Source organism: uncultured Treponema sp., from assembly GCF_945873775.1.
In the GTDB taxonomy this organism is placed as follows: domain Bacteria; phylum Spirochaetota; class Spirochaetia; order Treponematales; family Treponemataceae; genus Treponema_D.
Genome location: NZ_CAMCEC010000002.1, coordinates 62,787 through 84,562 on the forward strand (window position 1 = coordinate 62,787; position 21,776 = coordinate 84,562).

Genomic DNA, 21,776 nt, shown 5'->3' on the forward strand with positions numbered 1-21,776 from the left:
CTCATTGACTTTTTATAGGAGTTTAAAATGAAAAAGTATGTGCTTTCTGTTCTTGTTGAAAACCATGCAGGTGTATTAAGCCGCGTGTCTGGACTTTTTAGCCGCCGCGGATACAACATAGACTCGCTCACAGTTTGCGAAACGGCAGATCCTGAAAAATCCCGCATGACAATCGTTGTGCGCGGAGACGAATATATTCTTGAGCAAATTGAAAAGCAGCTTTCAAAACTTGTGGAAGTTATTTCTATTGAACACTGCGATTCTTCTTCAACTTGCCAGCGCGAAACTGCATTGATAAAAGTAAAAGCCGCCGGAGAAAACAGGGGCGTAATTATTGAAACTTGCAGCATTTACCGCGCACACATCGTTGATGTTTCAGAAAACACTTTGATTGTAGAAGCAACTGGAAGCGAAGAAAAAATCAGTTCATTGAAGCGGTTGCTTGAGCCTTACGGAATTCTTGAATTCTTAAAGTCCGGACTGATTGCAATGGATCGCGGCGAAAAAGTAATGCGCTAGTTTAAAGCGGCTGGCATTTGCCCCATTTTTCATCGAACAACTGCCAGCTGTTATTTTGAACTAGAACATTTCCAGTTTTAAAAACTCTGATTTTATATGGAAAGCAGTTTTTTATTTCGTCTGAATCAAGATGAAATTCAAGGCTGCTTTTTCTTTCCCCAAGAATTTTTACAAATACAACTTTAAGATTTATTTCATTTTCTGTTCCATCTTTTAAGAAAATAATTTTTACTGGAAAAATAAATTTCTCATCTTTTAGAATCGGCTCAAGAAATTCACAGGAAATTATTTTTTCAGGCAAAGCAAAGTCAAAGAATGCCCACAGCGGAAAAACAGGAACTGCAAAAAATTCCGCAGAACAATTTGAATTGAAATTAGAAATAATTTTCTTTTGAATTTTTGCAAGAAACAAAAGCGCGTCTTTTCCTGGAACAAAAGCGAACATTTTATCAGTGTAGCGTAAACTAAAAAAAAAGTTTAGTATGTTTCCATGCAGAAATTTTTTTTTAAATCCTTAATATTGTTTTTGGTTATTGCATTTTCATCTTGCGCATTCAAAGCTAAAAATTCTTCAATCGGAATGAGCGGAGAAAATTTAATTGCATTGAACAAAGCTGCGGCGGAAGCAAAAATTTCTAATCCGCAGAAAAAACAATATATGTTTTTTAAATTCACAGAAAATCAAAAGGCGCATTTTAGCAACGTCCGCTACAAAAAATCAGGCGCAGGACTTTCTGTAAGAATTTCATTTGCAAAAAATTCAATTCCAAAATCAGGAGAAAGCGTTTTTGCTTTGGGCTTTTTATTTGACGATGATTTTTCAAACGGAACTTTAAAGACATCAATATATTCAAGAAAACTTGTAACCGGAAATTTTTCAGAGTTTGAATCCGAAGATTTTAGAGTTGTATTTTCAATTGCGCAAAACGACATTGTGCCAGCCGGATTTTTTGTATACGGAAATGCAAAATTCAAAGTAACCGAAGCGCAGATAACAGAAGCGGCTCTTGGCTGGGAAAACGAAAATATTCCGCTTTTTGCATTCGGACCGAGCGGAGGAAAAATAAAATGGGATTTTGATTCCGCGGATTTCAGTGATGCAAAAAATCTTTTTCCAGACCAAAATATTCCAACGCGCATAATGCCAAAAATTGAAATTGGAATTTCAGCTACAGACAACATCGGCACTTTTAAAAATCAAGAAAGAATAACTTTTACAGCTGGAAGTGAAAAACTTTCAATCCGGCTTTCAAAAAACGCAAGCTCAAAAACATTGCAAGCATCTGCGTTAAAAAATCCCTTTGAAAAAATTACGCTGCAAGAAAACAAAGAACTTGTAAAAAAATTCATAATGAAATCTTCGGATTCAATTCTTGCGCAAGACACAGCCGGAAAAGTTTTGTATCCATTGAAAACTGACTTGGGACTTGTAAACAACTGGCCGGAAAAAAACTGGAGACGAAGCGACTATGAGATTTTTGAATGGGAGCTTTTTCCCGGAGTTTTGTTTTTTGATTTTTCAGATTACAAAATTCAAAATCAATTTTTTACAAGAATCGCATATTTTGTTGAAAAAGCCGGTTACAAAGGAACTTTAGTTTCTGATGATTTTGTAAAAAATAAGCACGGCTACAATGCGCACGACTACAAAGCCGATGACTTGGCGAATTTCTTTTCTTTAGTTGAACAGGAAAATTTCCAGATAAACAGCTACGAAGAAATCCTAAAAGAAATTCTTATTGCAAATAAAATCATACAAAAAGACAAAAACGGATTTAAAGCCGGAAAAGGCGCGGTTGTTTCATTCAGCAGAGAATCTCCAGAATATCTTAGGCATACTTTTATGGCGCACGAAAGCTGGCACGGAATTTATTTTACTGATGAAGATTTTAGAAATATCGTTGCAACTTGCTATAATATGTTCGACGAAGGCTCTTTGAATTTTCTAAAGAAATTTTGGGAAACACAACCGGGACTTGGTTATGACACAAACGATGAATACTTGATGCAAAATGAATTCATGGCTTACATAATGCAGCAGTCTTTTTCAAATGTAAGAAATTATTTTCTTCAAGTTGCAAGACGCGGCTCAGTAAACAGAATTCAACCAGAAAGCGCGGAATATATTCAAAGCACGAATGCTCAGGCTTTTGTTGACGCGGCAGAAATTCTAAACAGCTATGCTTTTGACAACTGGGGACTTGCCTGCGGAAGAGTTGCGCTTGTTCAAAGGCTGGAATAGTTTTAAATCAAATCGATATTAAATTGCTTTTCACTTTCAATAGTGCTTGGAGAACCGTGTCCGGGGAAAACAACAGTTCTATTAGGAAGTGAAAAAATTTTATCTTTTATTTTTTTGCAAAGAAGCTTATGGGAATACTGGCTCAAAGTGCTTCCCGTCACTCCAGAAATCAAAGTGTCGCCTGTAAAAATCACGTCTTCAATTTTATAAACCATGCTGTCTGGAGAATGCCCCGGCACAGAAAAAAATTCAACATTGAAACCTGCAATCTTTATAATTCCATCTCCATTTAAAATCGAGCAGTCCATTCCGTAAATTCCAGCATCAGCCGCATACACTACAGGAGTATAAATTTTTTTAAGAGTTCTAAGCCCTTGTATATGATGAGTATGTTTATGTGTAATCAAAACCGCAGACAGTTTGTAACCGCCTTCTTCAATTAAGTTTATTGTTTCCATGTCGATTTTTCCGGGATCGACAATAATCGCTTCTTTTACATCTGGACTGTCATTTAAAATCGTGTAGCTATTTGTAAATCCGTCTATGCACAAATGGAAATAAAGTTTCATAGCTCGTCTTCTCCTTCCGATTCCGAAAAGTCTTCAATCAAGCCGCTTTTGTTTCTGTCAATTAAAGCTTCCCGCGTATTTGAAAGCTTAAACGAAACGTGTTCCCTTGCTGAATTGTAAAATATCGCTTTTTTGAGATTGCAGTTTTTCATTGATGTGTTCATAAGAATTGCGCGGATAAAGCGGCTGTTGTAAAAATCAGAATCATCAAAACTGCATTGGTAAGCAGTTATTCCGTTGTAATTGTTATGCACCAAATCGCTTCCTGTAAAAACTACGTGAATAAATTTCGAGCCGGAAAAAGAGGAAAACTGAATGTCGCTGTTCAGCATATCGCAATCTGAAAATGTTGAAAAATCAAGCGTGCATATTTTAAATTTTAAGCCTGTTGAATGTATGTTTGAAAAAGTTGAATGCTGAAAATTGCAGCCGTAAAATTTTTTGCCGGAAAGATCAACGCCGTTCACGGATATTCCGTAAGCGCAAAGCCCTATAATTTTTTCATGCGAATTTATATAATTCAAAAGCGATGTAAGATGACCGATTTTATCTTCCGTATGTTCAAAGCAAAAACCTGGCTCATGCGGAATAATTTCATTGTCGCGGATTACTGAAAGCGCAGGATTCTGACATTCCTTGCACTGACATTTGTTAGTCACAAACATACTTAACTTTACGTTATTGAAAACATTTAGTCAAATAGATTCAAAATAATTACTAAACTGTCATTCCCGTACCACGATACGGGAATCTTTTATAAACTTACAATAAATTATCAATCGAGTTTTTTCAGAAACATTGCAGGGGCAAGTCTGATAATGACAGAAAACCATAAAACTTGAATTCTATTTAATGCAAATCTTTCAACGAAACAATTTCGTAGCCGTTTTCCAAAATAGAAGAAATCAGCAAATCCAGTTTTTCGTAAAGATAATCTCGGCGTGTTCCGTCCATTTTTCCAATTGAAACTGGAATCACAATTCCGTCATAAAGATTTTCAGCAAATGAATCCACAAGAGAACTTGCATCTAAATATTCTTTGCCGCTTTCCTTGCTTTCTTCAAATGTAATTCTGTCATTGAATTTGCTAAAGGCTTCAACATAATTATAACCAGCCTCTGCGCCCGCATTTTTCATAAGCTGATTTGAATGATAAAACGGAGCATGCCAATAAAGCGAAAGTTCTTTTCCTGTCGCAGTAAAAAATTCATCTTCATTTCTTGCAAGTCCACGCTGAACAAAATCTTTATCAACTATAAAATTATTTTCAAGCAAATCGGCACAGCTAAAAAACATTGAAGCGCATTCATTTCCAGAAAATGCAATCTGCTTTGCTTTGTGCGGATAACGCCGGATAAATTCTCCGTTCAAAAAGAAAGTTCCCTTTACTCTAAAATCATCAAGCGTATAAAGAACTTCCGCAAGTCCTTCTGAATTTTTCAATGCGTCAAAAACAATAGATGCTTTCTTTAGAGGCTCTGAATATTTTTCAGTTTCTTTATAAACAGAATATGTTTTTGTTTTTCCAGAAAGAGATCTTACATAAATTGAATTTGAAAATTTTGAATTCACAGAAGATCCAAGAAAAACTCTGTACCTTCCATTTTTTTCTAGCCGTGAAAAATTTTCTGTAGAGGACGGCAATGTTGCTTTCCAAGTATTTTTGTCCGCCTCGTAAACAAATGTCTCTTTTGAAATTTCAGACTTGCATAAAATTTTTCCGTTGCTCCAATATGGCTGGCAAGCAGAAGATAAGAAAAGAACTTTTTCATCTCCGCGGAAATTTACAAGTCTTACAGTTTCTTCTCCGCCAATATAAATTGAAAAATTTCCGTTCCAGACAGCTGAGACAATTTTTTCCGCTGGCTTTGACAAAACAATTTTCTGCGCAGAAATATCGTACACAAAAAATTTTCCAGAATCTGTATAAGCGATTTTTTTTCTATCCGGCGAAACAACTGGAGAAATGGAATTTTCAGCTTTAAACAAAAGCTCCATTTTTTCTTTTACAGAATAAGCATAGCTGACTCTCTTTGGATTTTCAAAAGAAAAAGAATCGCACCACAAAACAGGTGAAGAAGTTCCGCTCCAGAAGATTTTAAAATCATAGCCGCTTCCGTCTGTTTCTGAAAAAGGAAAAACACCTTCAGGCTTTAAATAGCTAAGTTCCTCGCTTTCCGTGGCAGAATAAATATAAAGAGTATTTTTGCTTGAAACTATCGCAAATTTTGTTCCGTCTTCATTTGTCCAAAATTTATCTTTTAGCGGATCAAATGAATTTGGAATTCGCCCGATAATTTTTCCGCTTCCAATAAGAGATGCGTAAAGACCTCTTGTGTAAAGCTCATTTTCTTCAATTAAAAAAACAAGATCATTTGAAACGTAAATTATATTTCCATTTTGAGTCCACTGAACATTGTTGATTGTTCCGTTTCCAATTTTTCTATAGCTTTCAGGCAAATTTATTTTTTTGAAAAGCTCGCTTGGAGTTATAAAATATACACAGCCATCTTTTTCATAAAGAAGAAATTTGCTGTCTGGCGACCATTTTGCATTTATGTTTTTATAGCTAAAAGGTGTTTTTTCAAGAAGAACTTTTTCTTCCTGAGTTTTGCAGTCAACAACAAAAAGTTTTCCAGTTGTGTTTTTTGTTTTCTTCACATAGCAAAAATAATTTCCGTCTGGACTTGCAGAAATTAAATTCGCACGGCTATAGTTTTCTGGAATTCCAAAAGCAAGAGAAGTCCATTTTAAATTTTTATCTTCAACAGAATATTTTGCAGTTCCGTATCTGTTTCTAATCTGAAGAATTTTATTTTCATTGAGCAACTCCATTTTTTCCGGGAAGCAAGTCAAAATCACAGGCTCTTTTTTTATTTTTTGTTCATCAAGCTGAGTGAAAAAAAGCGACTTGTAAGAAGGCGTTCCCGGAATATTTTGTTCTGCAGAAAATAAAAGAAAATCATCATTATTTAAATCCAGACTGCCAAATTCAATCTGAGAAAAAGCCGGGAAAATGAATGCAAAGAAAACTATAAAAGCAAAACTGCGCAACTTGAAATTTTTGTTCATATAAATTTCCTCTAAAATTTATTTTAAAACTGTAAGCGGATCTACAAGCTTTGAATTTTTATAAACCGTAAAATGAAGATGCGGGCCAGTAGAATATCCGGTGTTTCCAACAAGTCCAATCTTTGCGCCCTGACCAACACTCTCGCCTTTTTTTGCAATGATTTTGCTCATGTGCGCATACAAAGTCTGATAGCCGTCATAATGATTTATAATCACATAGTTTCCAAACACAGAAGAGAATCCTGTGTATGCAACTTTTCCGCTCATAGAAGCATAAATCGGAGTTCCCGTAGGACAAGCCATGTCGATTCCAGTGTGATGGGAAGCAACGCCTGTAAACGGATCTGCGCGCGAGCCAAACCTTGAGCTAAGCCTGTATTTTGTTTTCAGCGGATTTACAAAAAGCTCGCCCATTGCCTTTCGTAAAGAATTGCTGTCGAGCCTTGCGCCCGGAATAAAAATTTTCTGACCTTCTTGAAGTTTTTCAGATGACAAGTCATTTATGTCAAGCAAATCAGAAACAGAAACAGAATATTTTTTTGAAATAGAATCAAGAGTTTCACTTTTTAAAACCGAATGAACAAGTCCGTCTACAGAAGGAACGGAAAGTTTCTGGCCTGCATAAATTGAGCGGACGTTTCCAATATTGTTTACAGCAATCAAAGTTGAAATATTTGAAAGCCCGAACTTTGAGCTAATTCCGATTATCGTGTCTCCCGGCTTTACTGTGTAATTCTGAAAAACAACAGGCTGCTTTAATAAAACAGAATTAGATACAACCTTAGTTCCGTCTTCTGAAAAAATATTTCCTTCACTGTCAAAGTACGAAGTCCGGTCAAAAGCAAATTCGCTCATCGCATTGTCAAGAACTTGAAACTCGTCCATTGAAACAGGATTTAAATTTATATTTTTTGCAAAGCTTTCAGAAAAGGAAATAAACTTGGAAACAAAAAAAGGTGAAGCCGCGCACAAAACAAAAACAGGAACAAGCCATGCAAACCGGGAAGCAATTTTTATCCTCTTTCCTGCAACTCCAATCTGCCCACGAAGATTCTGAATAAATGAGAAAATATTAAAATCAGATCTAACTGAATTTGCGCTAAAAACATTTCGTGTTCTATAAACAGGCTTTGCAGAAGTACGAACGCTACGCAAAACATTGTGTCGAATCAAGTGTGTAGTATTTTTTCTAAAAGCAGAAGATTCCAAGCAATTTATTATTTCCATATTTTCAATATCGACAAAAAAAGTTTTTGATATTAGCAATTATTGACGATGAATATAGTAATGAAAAATAACTCACCAGAATCAAATTTTTGGAAATATATACTCGCAGGAATTTTTATAGGAGCCGCAATAAAAATTTTCGCCTTTGACATTCTTTCTGTGCAAGGAATTTCAATGGAACCTTCAATTCATAACAACGAAAAAATTTTAGCCTGCAAGCTTTCATACGGAATCGTAAATCCATTCGGCAACTCAACTTTAATCAGATGGAAAAATGCAAAAACTGGAGACATTGTAATTTATTTTTATAAAAACAGTCTTGTTGTAAAAAGGTGTGTTGCCACAGAAGGCGACTCCCTAGAATATTCATCAGATTCAGGATATACTTTGCACGTAGGAGAAAAAAATTACTCGCTTACAGAACTTCAGTATAATCTGATAAAAAACAGCCCTTGTGTTCCACGAGGAATGATTCTTGCAATAGGAGATAATTTTGAAAACTCAATTGACTCAAGAACTTACGGCTTTGTGGCACAGAAAAATATTTTGGGCAAGGTGATTTTTAAATGAGTGTTTTTTTTAATAAATTCCGCATTGGATTTATTTTTTTTATATGCGCAGTCGGGCTAGTTTATGTTTATGTGAAATTTGCAAAGCTGGCTTTTTATCCGCAGAAAAAAACAATTACAGCTCCAGTAACAATTGAGCGCGGTTCAATCACAGACCGAAACGGAAAACCGCTCGCAGTCCAGACAAATTTCTACCACTTTGTTGTAACTCCAAAACTCATAAAATATCCAGATGAATTCGCTGAAAGAATTTGCTCTCCATTAAACATGGGAATACAAGAAATCACACAAAAAATTCAAAATGCAAAAAACGCAAATTTCATTTATATCAAGAAAAAAATTTCCCAGGAACAATACGACGAGCTTATAAAAATAATTGATGAAAACAATTACTACAACTTCACCCGCTTTGACAAAATTCCCGGCCGGCTTTATCCAGAAAATTCTTTGGCAAGCCAGCTAATAGGCTACATGGGCGATGACGGAACTGGATTAAGCGGAATTGAATATTCCAAGCAAAACATTCTTTCTCCAGAACCAAATCCCGATGCAACTGGAACAATCCACGGAAGCAACGTTTATTTAACAATCGACTCAGGGCTTCAGTATAAACTTGAAAAAATCGCAAAGCAATCAATGGAAGAAACTCAAGCTGAAAGTCTGATGCTGATTGCTGCAGATGCAAAAAACGGAGAAATACTCTCATACATAAGCTTGCCATCCGCAAATTTAAATGAATACACTTCTGCTTCAACACAGGAAATGACAGACAGAGCATCTGTTACAGCTTACGAGCCGGGAAGCGTGTTCAAAATTTTTTCAGTGGCATCGTTCCTTGATTCAAAATCAATTACCGCTGATGACAGTTTTTTATGCGATGGAATTTATCAAAGAAAAACTACCGCAGGCGAAACAATCAGAATAACTTGTCTTGACCATCACGGCTGGCTTAACGCAAGAAGCGCGCTGAAATATTCATGCAATGATGCGCTGGCACAGATGAGCGAAAAAATAACAACAGAAGAATTTTTGTCTTACATCAGGCGGTTTGGATTTGGAGAAAGAACTGGCGTTGAGCTTCCGTCAGAAACAAGAGGCTCTGTAAAAAATCAGAACGACAGATACTGGTCTGCACGAAGCAAGCCCACAATGTCAATCGGCCAGGAAATAAGCGTGAGCGCGCTGCAAATGGTTCAGGCGGCAACAGTTCTTGCAAACAAAGGCGTTCAAATAAAACTTACATTTATAAAAAAAATAGCGGACATAGACGGAAAAACTGAATACGAGCATGAGCCGACTTACGGAAACCGCGTTTTAAAAAGTTCAACAGCGGACTATCTTTTAAGCTGCATGGAAACAACTGCAAAAAGCGGAACGGGAACAAGAGCTTCGTTAAGAGACATTTCAATCGGTGTAAAAACAGGAACTGCGCAAATGGCAGATACCGTAAACGGCGGATATAGCAATACGGACTTTCTTTCAAACTGCATGGCAATTTTCCCAATCGAAAATCCGCAGATTGTTTTGTACATCGTTATTGAAAAAGCAAAAGGCGAAACTTACGCAGGAAGAATTGTAGCTCCAGTAATTGCAAAAGCCGCTGATGAAATAATCGATCATCTGGGAATAAACCGTGAAGGAGCCGCAAGCCTTGAACATTCAGGCCGCATCACAATAAAAGAAAATTTGCCGCTTTCAATTGGAAAAGTCGTGCCAGATTTTACAGGACGCCCAAAAAGAGATTTGATTCCGCTTTTGGCAAGAGATGACTTAAACTTTGTAATAAAAGGCGAAGGCTGGGTTGCCGATCAAAACCCAGAGCCTGGAACACCAATAACGGAGAATATGACTATTGAACTCGATTTGGAATAAAAATTATTCTTTGTTTAAAGAGCGTTTTCCGGAACTTTCAAATTCACTAGAAGTTAAGTTTTCAAATGAAATTGAATTTGAAACTGCAAAAAACGGAAGCCTTACTGCAAAAAGAAAAAATCTTTTGCTTCATTCAAAATATAATCCAGAAAAAGAAGCTGGCAGTCTTGTAAATAGTTTTGACTCAGAAAAAAAAGACACTGCGATTTTTCTTGGGTTTGGCTTAGGCTACGGACCTGTAGAGTTTGCAAAAAAAATTCCAGAGCCAACTTTGATTATCATTGAAGAAGACACTGCATCTTTTTTTTCCGCATTAAACGCAATAGACTGGTCGCCAGTTTTTGAGCATAAAAAACTGATATTCATAATTGGAGCTTCACTTGAACAAACCGCCGCATTAATTTCAAATTGCTCATATTCTAAAACTCATATTTTTAAAACCAAATCTCATACAGCACACAATCAAGAATATTTTGATTCAGTTGAAAACATAATATTTCAGAACAAGCAAAAGGAAGAAGTCAACACAAACACTCTCGAAAAATTTTCAAGGCTTTGGCTAAGCAACAGCTGCAAAAATTTAGGCTACATTGAAAAACTGGACGGAGTAAATAAATTTTTAAACACAGCAAACGGAATTCCTTTTGTAATTATAGCGGCAGGTCCTAGCCTAGAAAAAATTCTTCCGCATTTAAACGAAATAAAAGAAAGAGCAATAATTGTTTGCGTAGACACGGCTCTTCATTCGTGCTTGGAATTTAATGTTGAGCCGGATTTTATAATTCTTGCCGACCCGCAGTATTACTGCTCTCTTCATCTTGAATTTTTAAAATCACCTGAATCTATTCTTGTTACAGAAATCGCAGTTTACCCTTCCGTGTTCAGGTTTCAGTGCAAAGAAATTGTCTTGTTTTCTTCGATGTTTCCAATCGGAAAATTTTTTGAAAAGAACATTGGAGAAAAAGGCTTGCTTGCGGCTGGAGGAAGCGTAACAACAACTGCATGGGACTTTGCAAGAATGTGTGGAGCTTCTGAAATTTATTTAGCAGGAATGGACTTAGGATTTCCAAACAAAGAAACTCACATTAGAGGCTCAAAGTTTGAAGAAAAAATTCATTACGAAAGTATTCGCACAAAAACAGCTGAAACAAAAAATATTCAAACTTTGTTTTCCGCCGCGCCATTTTACGCAAAAGACTACAACGGAAACGAAATTCTAACAGATAAAAAAATGCAGCTTTTTTCATGGTGGTTTGAAAAAAATTGCACAAGCGCATCTGCTCAAGGAATAAAAACTTTTTCACTTACACCAGAAAGCCTTGCAATAAATGGAATAGAAAAATTCAGCTTGGAAGAATTTCTTTTAAAGCCAATTGCAAAAGATAGAAAAAAAATATTTTTTGAAAAGGCCCAAGAGAATAAGAAAAAACTGTCAAACTCAAAAGGAATTTCTTTTGAGCAGCAAAAAAGTCAATTTGGTGAAAACTTAAAAATCCTTGAGTCCTTTGCAAAAAGAGGAATCAATCTTTGCAACAAAGCGCTCCGCTCTCCTCTTGCAATTCCAGAAGTTTTTGGCAAGCTAAATGAAATAGATCAAAAAATCTCATCGTCTTCCGCAAAAGATGCGGCAGCCCTTGTATTTCCAACGCAAAGACAGCTCGATTCACTTTCAGAAAAAATTCCAAATAATTCAGAAGCAGAAAAAAAACTTTACAGCATACGTTATTCAAATCTGATTTACACTGAACTCTTAAAATCCATAAACCTATATAAAAAATTTTTTCCTAATTCCAATTAAAGTTTTTCCAAGCCTCACCGATAATATAAACGTGCAGTGATAGAAATTTACTACGGGCGGTTCTTTGAGAAATCTTAGAGGACATCCAGACGCCTGTAAAGAATTTACATACATCTAAACAAAGATGTTAAATATCTCCGTGAGAAAAGATCAGAGGAAGTTGCCTTTGGTCTTTTCATTTTTTTAAATAAAACTGCATGACCAGTTTTTATAAATAGCCTCTAAAAACTTCAGTTTTTAAAGGCAACTCTGAGAATGCAATGTTTTAATTCGTGATATTATAACGAATTAAAACTTGCAGGTATCTATAAAAGCGAACTGTAAAGTGAGTTTTTATAGATACCCTATATATTAACTTTTCTAAAATTCTGCCGATAATAAAATGAATAGGAAAGAATTATGGTCAAATACAAAGTTGCAGAAATAAAACCTGACACACATTTCAACTCAGATGTAATGCTTGACTCTCTTTTTTTGCTGGCAACTCCACCGTGCGCAGTAACACCAGAAGTACTTTCATGTTTAAAAAAGTGGGGCTTTCTTGAAGTCTACAGCGAAGATGAAAAAATTCTTTCCAAAATTGAAGAAGATAAAAATCCAGAAAAAACAGAACACAAAAAAATTTCACTTGGGGAAACGGAATCAGTAGATCTTTCTGAATTTACAGATGAGGAAGATTCCGTTCCAGAAGAACAGATTCCTGAAAAATTTAAAACAAGCGAAGAAGTAGATCTTTCAGAATTTACTTCAGACACTCCAGAGCCAGAAAAAAAAGTCCAGCCGCAAGTTCAGCCACAGCAGATTTTTCAGCAGCAAAACCCAACGCCAGTTTTTCAGAATCCAGCTGCGCAAGTGCAACCTGCTTACCAAAATTTTTCTGCAAACGCAAATCAGCAGACAGCACAGCAGCCTTTTAATTTCCCTTCCGAGCCGGCTTCTATTTCAAAAGAAGAAGACAATAGAAAACTTTTAGAATCACAAAACGCCTACGACAAATTTATGGAATTTATAAATTATGTCTACACAAAATATGCGACTCAAAAAATAATTTCATTGCCAGAGCTAAACGGAAAAGTGCTTGAGCTTTGCAACTTTGTAAGGGAAAATAAAAAATTCCTGCTTAGAATTTCACCGAGCTTTGAAGCAAGAAATAAAAACTTTTTAATAAGCCACAGCCTTAGAACTGCGATTTTTGCAATCATAATCGGACTGCAAATAAAAATGCCTTATGAAAAACTTATAGAACTTGGAGTCGCAAGCATTCTGCATGAAATAGGACAGATAAGACTTCCGCCTCAGCTTTACATGAACAACAATCCGCTTAGCCATTCAGAAAAAGCGCAGATGCAAACTCATACTGTAATCGGGTATAATATTGTGAGAACCGCAGGGCTTCCGCTTACAATTCAGCTGGGAGTTTTAGACCACCACGAACGCGAAAACGGAACTGGCTATCCGCGGCATCTTTTAAAGAACAACATTTCGCTCTACGGAAAAATAATCGGCGTGGCTTGCTCATTTGAAGCAATCACCGCTCCAAGAAATTTCAGAGAGGCAAGAACAACTTACGAAGGCATGATTGAAATGCTAAAGAACAGCAATCATCTTTATGACGAAACTGTAATCAAAGCGCTGTTGTACAGCATTTCGCTTTTCCCAATCGGAGCATTTGTTTTTCTTTCAAATGGAAGAGTCGGACAAGTTGTTGATGTTTCTCCAACAAGCCCTAAAAATCCTATTGTTCAAATTGTGGGAAGCGTAAATCCAGACGGAACGCCAAAAAGAATTCAGACAGATGACAATGCGATAAAAATTGTGCGCACAATGAACAAAGAAGAGTCCGCAGATTTGCGGAAAGCCCTTGGCGACACTTTGTAAAATCAGTTGATTTAATACTGTCATTCCTGTGCCACGACAATTGTCATTTTCATGCTACGTCAATTGTCATTCTCCAACTTGATCTGCGATGGTTGCTTAGCAAACTCGGTTAGGAAATCTAGCAGATTTTTAGATTGCCGGATCGAGTCCGGCAATGACAAAAAAAAACAAATTATTAACCAAGTTTATTTCAGAAACATCGCAGGGTCAAGCCCGATAATGACATTGCTCTAACTTGTTAATTGAAAAAGTTCTGAACCTTTTGTACTTCTTCTTTAAATGACTTGTCAACAACTGGCGGATGGTCGTTAAAAAAAAGAATTTGCTGAAGCTCTTCCTGAGTATGAGTTCCCCAGACAGGAACAACATTTTCAAACTGATGCAAAAAGCCAAAAGCCAAAGGAATGTCGTTTACAACTCCGCCATTCAATGGCTGTGAAGCAATGCAGCCGACTTCTTTTTCCTGGCACAATTTTACAAGAGCCTTCACTGAATCCGGAGAAATCATGTTGAACGGAAACTGAACAACTTCATAAAGTCCGCTTTCAATAGCTTCTTTTGCAATGTCGTAATTTTCCGTTGCAATTCCAATGTGCTTTACAATTCCTTTTTCTTTTAAAGACAAAAGCTCATTGTAAATTCCGTCCATGCCGTTTTTCTTTGGAACAATAAGCGGATTTTCAAGCTGAAACAAATCAAGAGTGTCGCTTTCCAACGACATAAGGCTTTCATCCAAATCACGGCGGATTTCATGCAAGTCCTGGCCAGAAGTTTTTGTTGCAAGAATTACATTATGCCTTATTCCATGCAAGGCAGCTCCCAGCCGTTTTTCACAGACTGGCTTGGAATGCGATGTGTCAAAAAAATTCATTCCGCCAGCATAAGCCTGATGAACAATAGCGCAAGCCTTTTCGTCTGCATCTTCACCGAAATTTTCGATTTCCTTGCAGTCAAGGCTTTCCGCGCCAAAAGCAGTGCGGCTAACTAGAAGATTTGTTTTTCCGAGAGCAACGTATTCCATAACTTGCAACCAGCCTTAAATAAGTCTAATGACGAATTTTGCCAATACAACTACTAACTGTCATTTGAAATAAGATTACCGAATCAAGTCCGGCAATGACAAATGACAGTTAAACAGTTAGCGTTTTACAGGAACGTAAGATTTTATTTCCTTCTGAATAAAAGGAATCAAATCGTCAAGAGAAACTCTTTTCTGCTCCATTGAATCACGGAAGCGAACTGTAACAGTATTGAAATCCGCGCTGGAAGAATCAAGCGTGTCATGGTCTACTGTAACACAGAATGGAGTTCCAATTTCATCCTGGCGTCTATAGCGTTTTCCGATTGTTCCGCTCTGATCGTAATCAGTAACAAAATCTTCTTTTAGAATATGCTGAATTTCTTTTGCCTTTTCTGCAAGTCCGTCTTTTTTCATCAAAGGAAGAACCGCAACTGTAACAGGCGCAAGACGAGGATCAAGATGAAGAACTGTTCTAAAGTCTTCAGGTTCGCCTTCTTTTGCAACATTCTGCTCTTCGTAAGCCTCGCAAAGGAACATAAGGAAGTTTCTGTTAAGTCCGGCGGAAGTTTCAACAACGTAAGGAATGTAGCGTTTGTTTCCGTCGTCCTGATCGATATAGTGCATATCTTTCTTTGAATACTGCTCATGCTGCGAAAGGTCAAAGTCTGTGCGGCTGTGAATTCCTTCAATTTCCTCAAAGCCAATCGGGAACTTGTACTGAATGTCGTAAGCGTCCTTTGCGTAGTGAGCCAGCTTATCGTGATGATGCCAGTTAAGATGGTCTTCTGCAATTCCGTATTTCAAATAGAAATTCCAGCGGTCTTTTCTCCAGCGTGCAAAAGTTTCATCTTCTGTTCCCGGCTTGCAAAAATATTCCATTTCCATCTGCTCAAATTCGCAAGTGCGGAAAATAAAATTCTTGAAGATAATTTCATTGCGGAACGACTTTCCAACCTGGGCAACTCCGAACGGAATTTTCATTCTGTTTGACTGAACGATATTCTTGAAGTCTGTAAAAATTCCCTGGCAAGTTTCCGGGCGAAGATAAACCAAAGAAGCTTCTGTGGCAACTGGTCCCTGATGAGTTTTGAACATCAAGTTAAATTCACGCACATCAGTCCAAGAATGCTTTCCGCAAGTCGGGCAGTTGATTTTTTCATCAATAAAAGCCTTCATTTCTTCGTGGCTCATTGTATCAACCGGCTTTGAAGGAGTTTCGCCAGTCTTGTCAAAATAATCTTCAATAAGCTGATCAGCGCGGAATCTTGCCTTGCATTCTGTACAGTCAATCATCGGATCAGAAAAATGTCCTACATGGCCGGAAGCTTCCCAAGTTGTGTGATGCTGAAAAATCGCAGAATCAAGACCAACAACATCATCATGAAGCTGAGTCATATAATGCCACCATTCGTTCTGAATGTTGCGCTTGAATTCAACGCCAAGAGGACCGTAATCCCATGCGCCAGCCATTCCGCCATAAATTTCAGAAGCCTGATAAACAAATCCTCTTCTCTTGCAAAGACTGATGATTTTGTCCAAAGTGCAAGCATGCACATCTTTTTCTTTTGCCATAAAAACCTCATCTTCGACACTGGTGTGTGCCGCATAAAATTCAATTTGCAGATTTTAACACATAAATTGATTTTTGCCTATATTCGCAAGGGTTTTCAGCAGGACAAGGAAATTCGCTGTTATACTTGCCGCGATAATTTGAAAAATCTAACAGCTTTTATGACAGAATGTAAAGGTATCTTTTATGTCATCTTCAGGCTTGCCACCATGTCATACTCCGGCTTGACCGGAGTATCTATTTCAGATTCCCACATCAACTGCGGGAATGACAGTTTTCAGGCAATATAGTTGCTTTATTTTTCGCCTTCACATGCATTGTAACTGCTGCTTGCTTGGATTGTATACGAGTCTGTGCTGCCACCGCTGATCATCAGGTCTTTGAACTTTAGCTCGCTTTCACTGAATTCTTTTTTGCAGCCTATGGCAAAGTTGCGCAGGTTTACGGTCATAAGCCTGTTGTGAGCGTACATTTTGCCGTTCCTTTTGCCGTTCTTTTTGCCGTCATAATCCGGCAGGACAAAGTTTGCGCCGCAGTCTGCAATCACAAGCTCCTTAGGGCGGATTGCTACAATTTTAACCGGTCCGTAAAAGTGCGAGTTGCGCTCTTCATATTCTGGAATGTATGCTGTTATTGATGTCCACTCTGTTAGAGTGCCAGTTTGAGTATCTTTGCCAGTTGCTCTTATTTCTCTTGAAGAATCTTTCCATCCATAAACTTCATAAGTTGACAAGTCCGAAGACAAAAGAACAAGCGCGCCGCGGCTGTATACAGTGCCTTTATCTTTAAGCGACATATTGCCAAAGCCTTCTGTTTCAGTACCCACGCCAACAGAGCGCACAAGGACTGCCACTGTTCCGTCTTCAAGAACCGCCATGTCTGTTATTGTGCCTGAAACACCAAAATCAGCTAAAGTTTTTTTCGCTTTTACTTCGGTTGTTCCACTCGCGTAGTCGAATGTCGCATATTCAATTGAATTATCAAATGAATAATAAAGATTTTCACCTCTAACTGCGCAATTTCCAAAACTATTCTGGGTAATTCCTGTGTTATATTCTTCTTCAGAAGCGCCTTCTGCATTTTTTTTGTATAAATATAGATTACCACCGTCTGTATTACGAATAAGCCAATAAATATCTGTTGTGCTGTCATAGCAACCGTCAAAAAATCCTGTATTTGTTTTAGTAATAGTAAATTTTATTCCTTCGTTATTAGTTGTAAAGTTGTAGTTATATATTTTGTAGTTACTAGTGGATTGGTCAAGTTTCGTATAATAAATGCTTCCATCATTGCCTTCTGCAAAATAGGAATATTGAGGAGAAATAGAATCAGTAGACCATGTTTTCTTCTCAGTGCAAGTTAAATAGTCGTAGGCATACATATTGCCGGAATAATCAGGAAGAAGCATATACTTTGAATAGAAAATGCCCTCAAGAATCATTTTGATGTTGCAGTCTGTAGTTTCGCCGGCTTTTACAGTAATTTTTGCACTTCCGCTTCCTTCAAGAAGGTTTTCAGCTGTGTTCCAAGCTTCAGCTTCTGCAGTGTATTTTCCAGGCTCCAGGTCGCCAAACTCTATTACCCCCCCAGAGAACCTTCTTCTGTTTTGTCAAAATCATCATTATAAAGGCGCACAGTGAATTTGTCTGCATTGTCTTTATTGTAGGCGGCGCGAGAACTTCCGGGCAGAACGACACGCACAGAGCCGTTTTCGCCAGAGCCCGAACTCATATTCATGCACGAAATGAATGCGAATAAAAATGCTGGTAAAATAGAAAAAATTAGCTTTTTCATAAAGATTCCTCCTTAATTTGTTTATAAAAACTGCACATGGATTACCGGGTCAAGCCCGGTAATGACATTTCATTTTTGCACGGTAATGGCAGTTGTTCTTTGTCATCTTCGGGCTTGCCACTATGTCATACTCCGGCTTGACCGGAGTATCTGCACCGTAAAGCAACAGTCTATTATAATTATGATTCAAAATATTCTATTTGTCAGCATTGGAGGGCATTTTTTTTAACTTTTTTATTGCGCAATCTGTTTATAAATAAATCGGCTTATTTGCAAAATTCTAATGGCATTGAAAATTATCATTGCTTTCTATAAAATAGCCTATTATGAATTTTAATAAGAAAAAAAAGAATCTGCTTGTTCCTATAGCTGTTATATTTTGCGCCTTGTACATTATTTTTTCAGTGCAGCCAATGGGTTCGGAAATTCATTTTACGCCGGAATGGACAGAGGACATTTCACATATTCAAGAAAATTCAAATGACGCAAAAAAAATTCCATTTAAGCTTTCACAAAACATAGGATATTTTACAACTGACGGAAAAATTGTTTCATCAATAACATTTCCTTTCAAGTCGGCAATTTCAGAAAAATGGTACGCAACATTCGGGGCAAGCGGCACGAAGACTGACTTTTTTTTCGCAGACGGAACTTTGGCAGGAACAATCAACGAAGCTGGATTTCCGTTTTTTGATCAAGACAGAATTTTTGTAATGCAGCCGGGCGGAACTTCTTTTGTAAAATGCGATTCGGAAGGAAAACGCGAATGGAACTACGAGCATTATTCGCCAATCACAGCCTTTTCATCGAGCAAAAACGGAACTGCCGCAGGATATGCAGACGGAACTGTTATTTCTTTTTTGCCGGACGGAAAAATTGACCAGAAGTTTGCGCCGGGCGGAAGCAATTGCGATGTAATTCTTGGCGTTGCAATTTCCGAAGACGGAAACAAAATCGCCTGTGTTTCAGGGCAAGACCAGCAAAGATTTATTGTTGCAGAAAAAAACGGCGGACATTCAAAAGTAATTTACCATGAGTATCTTGAGAATTCCCTTTCCCGCCAGACGCTTGTAAAGTTCAACAACAATTCTGATTACGTTTATTTCAACGGAAAAGATTTTCTTGGAATCGTCAACTCAAAAAAATCCACAAGCAAAAAAATTCCAATTAAAGGAAAAATTTCCCAGATAGAATTTTCTGACAACAACGAGCTTGTTTTTGTTCTTAGCAAAGACGGAAAAAAATATACAGTAACAATTCTTGAATCTTTTGTTTATCCAATGGCATCGTTCAGCTTTGAAGGCGAATGCTCGTTTATTCAGACTTATGAAAATTCACTTTTCATTGGAAGAAACACAAAGATTTCAAAAATTTCAATTTCAAAAAAATAGAAGTTTTTTGTCATTCCTGTGCTACGACAAAGGAATCTGTTATAAAATTTCAATAGATTGATAATGACATAAAATTACAAAAGCTTGAAATTGAACTTAAATATTTCTTGCGGAGAAAAAAATGAAAAAAATAATTTTAACTTTGGTCTGCGCATTTTTTGGTTTCTGCGGATTTTCATTCGACTGGCCGCAAAAAGAAACTCAGGCAGATTCGTTCTATTCATATTTTGGGCAGCTTCGCGGGGGCACGATAAATTCATCGTTGATTTTTAAAGATCCTTCCGAAGTCAAGGCGGCAGACAAGGGAAGAATAACCGCCATAATTTCAGACCACAGCGACGACTTTGGCTGGTTTGAATCCGCATTGGGAACTTCCGTGATTGTTTCGCACGAAGACGGGCTTTCTACAGTTTACGCAAATCTTGACGACAGCACAATTTCAAAAGAATTAGAAGAAAAGCAGTTTGTTGAATCTGGCGAATATCTTGGAACAAGCGGAAACACAGGCTGGCAGGAAGGACAAAGCTGCTTGGAATTCAAAGTCTTTGATTCAAAAAATAATTCCGCTGTAAACCCAAGAATTCTTATGCCGCGTGCAGGAAGAGAGCTTCCGCTCACAATGGGAACAATAACTTTAACAGACAAAAACGGAGTCTCGCACAATCTTTTGAATGAACGAAGACTGCCAGCAGGAAAATATTATGTTTACAGAACCCGTCAAAATGTTGCAGTTCCATATAAAACAATCACAGCGGTAAACGGAGCGACTGTAGAAAATATTTCCTACGATGTTTTAAAAGAAAGCAACGGAAAACTTTGCGTAAAAGGAAACGAGCATTACAGCGTTAAAGAAATTTATCCAGACAGCACAAAGCAGCTGGCAGGAATTGTTCAGCTGAACAAAGGCTCTTCAACACTGACAATTACAATTGTCAACATTTTAAATTCAGCTTCAACAATTTCCTACAAACTGGACATTTACTAGGCTTTGATTGCTTTTGAAATAATTCCGCCGCCAAGTGTTATTCCGTCTTTATAAAAAACAACGGACTGGCCTGGCGCAACTGCCCTCTGCGGTTCATCAAACACAACCTTGTAAGCTTTTCCGCAAAACTCTTCATTTTCCATTGGCTGGTACGGCGCAACATGAGCTTTTACAGGTTTTGAAGCAAGACGGATTTTTACCATTGCATCAAATTCGCAGCAAGGATCGTAGTCTGCAGGCCAAACTAAATCGTCCGCAATAAGCCCTGAACAAAACAAGTCGCTGTCTTTTCCAAGAACCACCAGATTCTTTTCCCTGTCAATTTCAGCAACGTAAAGTGGATACGGCGCGCTCACTCCAAGTCCCCTTCTCTGTCCGATTGTATAATGCTCAATTCCCTTATGGCGGCCAAGAACTTTTCCGTCCAAATCAATAAAATCTCCTGGCACAGAAGGCTTGTCCTTGAACATATATTCAAGCATCGGAGCTGGAATAAAATCCTGGCTTTCTTCTTTTTCAGCAGCCTTTAATCCGCGTTCACGAGCCATTTTAAAAACTTCTTTTTTGCTGAAACTTGCAAGCGGAAACCTGACTTTCTCTAAAATCGCACTCGGGATTCTGTACAAAAAATAAGCTTGGTCTTTTGTAATATCAAGCGCAGTGTGAATTTGAACTGGACGGCATTTTCCCCTTTCATCTTTTGAAGCGTTTTCTCCATAAAGTGAAAAAAGCGGTTCTGTTCCGCGCACGGCTTTTGCATAATGTCCTGTACAAAAATAATCGTATTCAATTCCCAAGTCTTTTAAGCCGGAAAGCATTGCGCCAAATTTTATAAAGCGGTTGCATCTTATGCACGGGTTCGGCGTGCGGCCGTTTCTGTATTCACGCTTAAAATATTCTATTACTTCCTGCTGATATTTTTCTTTTACATCAACAACAACATACGGAATGTTTTGTTCAGCGCAAAACTTTTTATTTTCTTCTATATCTTCAACTTCCTTGGGACTGTAGCAGCTGTCTGGAATTTTATAATCATCGGGAAGATTTAAATCCGCTTCTTGCCACAAAGACATTGTTACGCAAGTTACATCGCAGCCCTTTTCTTTTAAAAGCATTGCGGTCATTGTAGAATCAACACCGCCAGAAAGTCCAACAACAACTCTGTCGCCTTTCTTCGGAAGTTCAAGTTCTTCATAAGTCATTGAATTATAATTCATAAGGCAAGTATAAATAGAATCAATGAAAAATTCAATTTTTCCCAAAATAAAA

The 21,776-nt window shown here is 37.5% G+C and carries 18 protein-coding genes; 8 read left to right on the top strand and 10 right to left on the bottom strand.

Annotation, left to right across the window (positions count from 1 at the left end):
• The first annotated feature begins 27 nt into the window (after positions 1–27).
• Entirely contained in the window at positions 28–519 is a 492-nt protein-coding gene (gene ilvN / locus Q0N70_RS01765; RefSeq protein WP_013700641.1) for an acetolactate synthase small subunit, read from the top strand.
• 1 nt (position 520) lies between these two features.
• Here the strand turns inward: ilvN and Q0N70_RS01770 are convergent, their stop codons facing one another.
• Positions 521–964 (bottom strand): hypothetical protein, encoded by a 444-nt coding sequence (locus Q0N70_RS01770; RefSeq protein WP_294012941.1) that lies wholly within the window; start codon positions 962–964, stop codon positions 521–523.
• Between the two features lie 45 nt (positions 965–1,009).
• Between Q0N70_RS01770 and Q0N70_RS01775 the strand changes: the two genes are divergently transcribed.
• Positions 1,010–2,761, top strand: a complete 1,752-nt coding sequence (locus tag Q0N70_RS01775; RefSeq protein WP_294012943.1) for a hypothetical protein — start codon at positions 1,010–1,012, stop codon at positions 2,759–2,761.
• Positions 2,762–2,763: 2 nt separating this feature from the next.
• On the opposite strand, the gene Q0N70_RS01780 is transcribed toward Q0N70_RS01775, so the two are convergent.
• The 4 genes from Q0N70_RS01780 to Q0N70_RS01795 form a co-directional block, all read right to left on the bottom strand.
• Positions 2,764–3,330 carry an MBL fold metallo-hydrolase gene (locus tag Q0N70_RS01780; RefSeq protein ID WP_294012946.1) on the bottom strand — a complete coding sequence of 189 codons (567 nt, stop codon included), beginning with the start codon at positions 3,328–3,330 and terminating at the stop codon, positions 2,764–2,766.
• On the bottom strand, positions 3,327–3,995 hold the full coding sequence (locus tag Q0N70_RS01785) for a pentapeptide repeat-containing protein (RefSeq protein ID WP_273466506.1): 669 nt from the start codon (positions 3,993–3,995) through the stop codon (positions 3,327–3,329). Before Q0N70_RS01785 ends, Q0N70_RS01780 begins: the two co-directional genes overlap by 4 nt.
• A gap of 184 nt (positions 3,996–4,179) precedes the next feature.
• Positions 4,180–6,402 carry a polysaccharide deacetylase family protein gene (locus Q0N70_RS01790; protein ID WP_294012954.1) on the bottom strand — a complete coding sequence of 741 codons (2,223 nt, stop codon included), beginning with the start codon at positions 6,400–6,402 and terminating at the stop codon, positions 4,180–4,182.
• Between the two features lie 18 nt (positions 6,403–6,420).
• A complete protein-coding gene (locus tag Q0N70_RS01795) occupies positions 6,421–7,629 on the bottom strand; it encodes a peptidoglycan DD-metalloendopeptidase family protein (RefSeq protein ID WP_294012957.1) in 1,209 nt (402 codons plus the stop codon).
• Positions 7,630–7,689: 60 nt separating this feature from the next.
• Between Q0N70_RS01795 and lepB the strand changes: the two genes are divergently transcribed.
• The 4 genes from lepB to Q0N70_RS01815 all read left to right on the top strand — a co-directional run bounded on the left by lepB (position 7,690) and on the right by Q0N70_RS01815 (position 13,746).
• Positions 7,690–8,199 carry a signal peptidase I gene (gene lepB / locus Q0N70_RS01800; protein ID WP_013700634.1) on the top strand — a complete coding sequence of 170 codons (510 nt, stop codon included), beginning with the start codon at positions 7,690–7,692 and terminating at the stop codon, positions 8,197–8,199.
• Positions 8,196–10,070: a penicillin-binding protein gene (locus Q0N70_RS01805; RefSeq protein WP_013700633.1), complete on the top strand. Its 1,875-nt coding sequence runs from the start codon at positions 8,196–8,198 to the stop codon at positions 10,068–10,070. Before lepB ends, Q0N70_RS01805 begins: the two co-directional genes overlap by 4 nt.
• Positions 10,051–11,868 (top strand): 6-hydroxymethylpterin diphosphokinase MptE-like protein, encoded by a 1,818-nt coding sequence (locus Q0N70_RS01810; RefSeq protein ID WP_294012962.1) that lies wholly within the window; start codon positions 10,051–10,053, stop codon positions 11,866–11,868. The genes Q0N70_RS01805 and Q0N70_RS01810 overlap by 20 nt, the downstream gene beginning before the upstream one ends.
• A gap of 399 nt (positions 11,869–12,267) precedes the next feature.
• A complete protein-coding gene (locus tag Q0N70_RS01815) occupies positions 12,268–13,746 on the top strand; it encodes an HD-GYP domain-containing protein (protein WP_294012964.1) in 1,479 nt (492 codons plus the stop codon).
• 238 nt (positions 13,747–13,984) lie between these two features.
• On the opposite strand, the gene Q0N70_RS01820 is transcribed toward Q0N70_RS01815, so the two are convergent.
• The 4 genes from Q0N70_RS01820 to Q0N70_RS01835 form a co-directional block, all read right to left on the bottom strand.
• Positions 13,985–14,767: an aldo/keto reductase gene (locus Q0N70_RS01820; RefSeq protein ID WP_294012966.1), complete on the bottom strand. Its 783-nt coding sequence runs from the start codon at positions 14,765–14,767 to the stop codon at positions 13,985–13,987.
• A 117-nt stretch (positions 14,768–14,884) separates the two neighbouring features.
• Entirely contained in the window at positions 14,885–16,339 is a 1,455-nt protein-coding gene (locus Q0N70_RS01825; RefSeq protein ID WP_013700630.1) for a glycine--tRNA ligase, read from the bottom strand.
• Positions 16,340–16,632: 293 nt separating this feature from the next.
• Positions 16,633–17,778, bottom strand: a complete 1,146-nt coding sequence (locus Q0N70_RS01830) for a hypothetical protein (protein WP_294012970.1) — start codon at positions 17,776–17,778, stop codon at positions 16,633–16,635.
• A gap of 137 nt (positions 17,779–17,915) precedes the next feature.
• On the bottom strand, positions 17,916–18,131 hold the full coding sequence (locus Q0N70_RS01835; RefSeq protein WP_294012973.1) for a hypothetical protein: 216 nt from the start codon (positions 18,129–18,131) through the stop codon (positions 17,916–17,918).
• 326 nt (positions 18,132–18,457) lie between these two features.
• Between Q0N70_RS01835 and Q0N70_RS01840 the strand changes: the two genes are divergently transcribed.
• Positions 18,458–19,522 carry a hypothetical protein gene (locus Q0N70_RS01840; protein WP_294012977.1) on the top strand — a complete coding sequence of 355 codons (1,065 nt, stop codon included), beginning with the start codon at positions 18,458–18,460 and terminating at the stop codon, positions 19,520–19,522.
• 121 nt (positions 19,523–19,643) lie between these two features.
• Positions 19,644–20,507, top strand: a complete 864-nt coding sequence (locus Q0N70_RS01845; RefSeq protein ID WP_294012979.1) for a M23 family metallopeptidase — start codon at positions 19,644–19,646, stop codon at positions 20,505–20,507.
• Here the strand turns inward: Q0N70_RS01845 and mnmA are convergent.
• Entirely contained in the window at positions 20,504–21,724 is a 1,221-nt protein-coding gene (mnmA, locus tag Q0N70_RS01850) for a tRNA 2-thiouridine(34) synthase MnmA (RefSeq protein WP_294012982.1), read from the bottom strand. The two genes, Q0N70_RS01845 and mnmA, sit on opposite strands and share 4 nt — an antisense overlap.
• Between the last annotated feature and the right edge of the window lie 52 nt (positions 21,725–21,776).

Bases quoted from the DNA above. Each gene is read 5' to 3' on its own strand.
- ilvN (WP_013700641.1), top strand. From the start codon at position 28: ATGAAAAAGTATGTGCTTTCTGTTCTTGTTGAAAACCATGCAGGTGTA.
- Q0N70_RS01770 (WP_294012941.1), bottom strand. From the start codon at position 964: ATGTTCGCTTTTGTTCCAGGAAAAGACGCGCTTTTGTTTCTTGCAAAA.
- Q0N70_RS01775 (WP_294012943.1), top strand. From the start codon at position 1,010: ATGCAGAAATTTTTTTTTAAATCCTTAATATTGTTTTTGGTTATTGCA.
- Q0N70_RS01780 (WP_294012946.1), bottom strand. From the start codon at position 3,330: ATGAAACTTTATTTCCATTTGTGCATAGACGGATTTACAAATAGCTAC.
- Q0N70_RS01785 (WP_273466506.1), bottom strand. From the start codon at position 3,995: ATGTTTGTGACTAACAAATGTCAGTGCAAGGAATGTCAGAATCCTGCG.
- Q0N70_RS01790 (WP_294012954.1), bottom strand. From the start codon at position 6,402: ATGAACAAAAATTTCAAGTTGCGCAGTTTTGCTTTTATAGTTTTCTTT.
- Q0N70_RS01795 (WP_294012957.1), bottom strand. From the start codon at position 7,629: ATGGAAATAATAAATTGCTTGGAATCTTCTGCTTTTAGAAAAAATACT.
- lepB (WP_013700634.1), top strand. From the start codon at position 7,690: ATGAAAAATAACTCACCAGAATCAAATTTTTGGAAATATATACTCGCA.
- Q0N70_RS01805 (WP_013700633.1), top strand. From the start codon at position 8,196: ATGAGTGTTTTTTTTAATAAATTCCGCATTGGATTTATTTTTTTTATA.
- Q0N70_RS01815 (WP_294012964.1), top strand. From the start codon at position 12,268: ATGGTCAAATACAAAGTTGCAGAAATAAAACCTGACACACATTTCAAC.
- Q0N70_RS01820 (WP_294012966.1), bottom strand. From the start codon at position 14,767: ATGGAATACGTTGCTCTCGGAAAAACAAATCTTCTAGTTAGCCGCACT.
- Q0N70_RS01825 (WP_013700630.1), bottom strand. From the start codon at position 16,339: ATGGCAAAAGAAAAAGATGTGCATGCTTGCACTTTGGACAAAATCATC.
- Q0N70_RS01830 (WP_294012970.1), bottom strand. From the start codon at position 17,778: ATGATTCTTGAGGGCATTTTCTATTCAAAGTATATGCTTCTTCCTGAT.
- Q0N70_RS01835 (WP_294012973.1), bottom strand. From the start codon at position 18,131: ATGAAAAAGCTAATTTTTTCTATTTTACCAGCATTTTTATTCGCATTC.
- Q0N70_RS01840 (WP_294012977.1), top strand. From the start codon at position 18,458: ATGAATTTTAATAAGAAAAAAAAGAATCTGCTTGTTCCTATAGCTGTT.
- Q0N70_RS01845 (WP_294012979.1), top strand. From the start codon at position 19,644: ATGAAAAAAATAATTTTAACTTTGGTCTGCGCATTTTTTGGTTTCTGC.
- mnmA (WP_294012982.1), bottom strand. From the start codon at position 21,724: ATGAATTATAATTCAATGACTTATGAAGAACTTGAACTTCCGAAGAAA.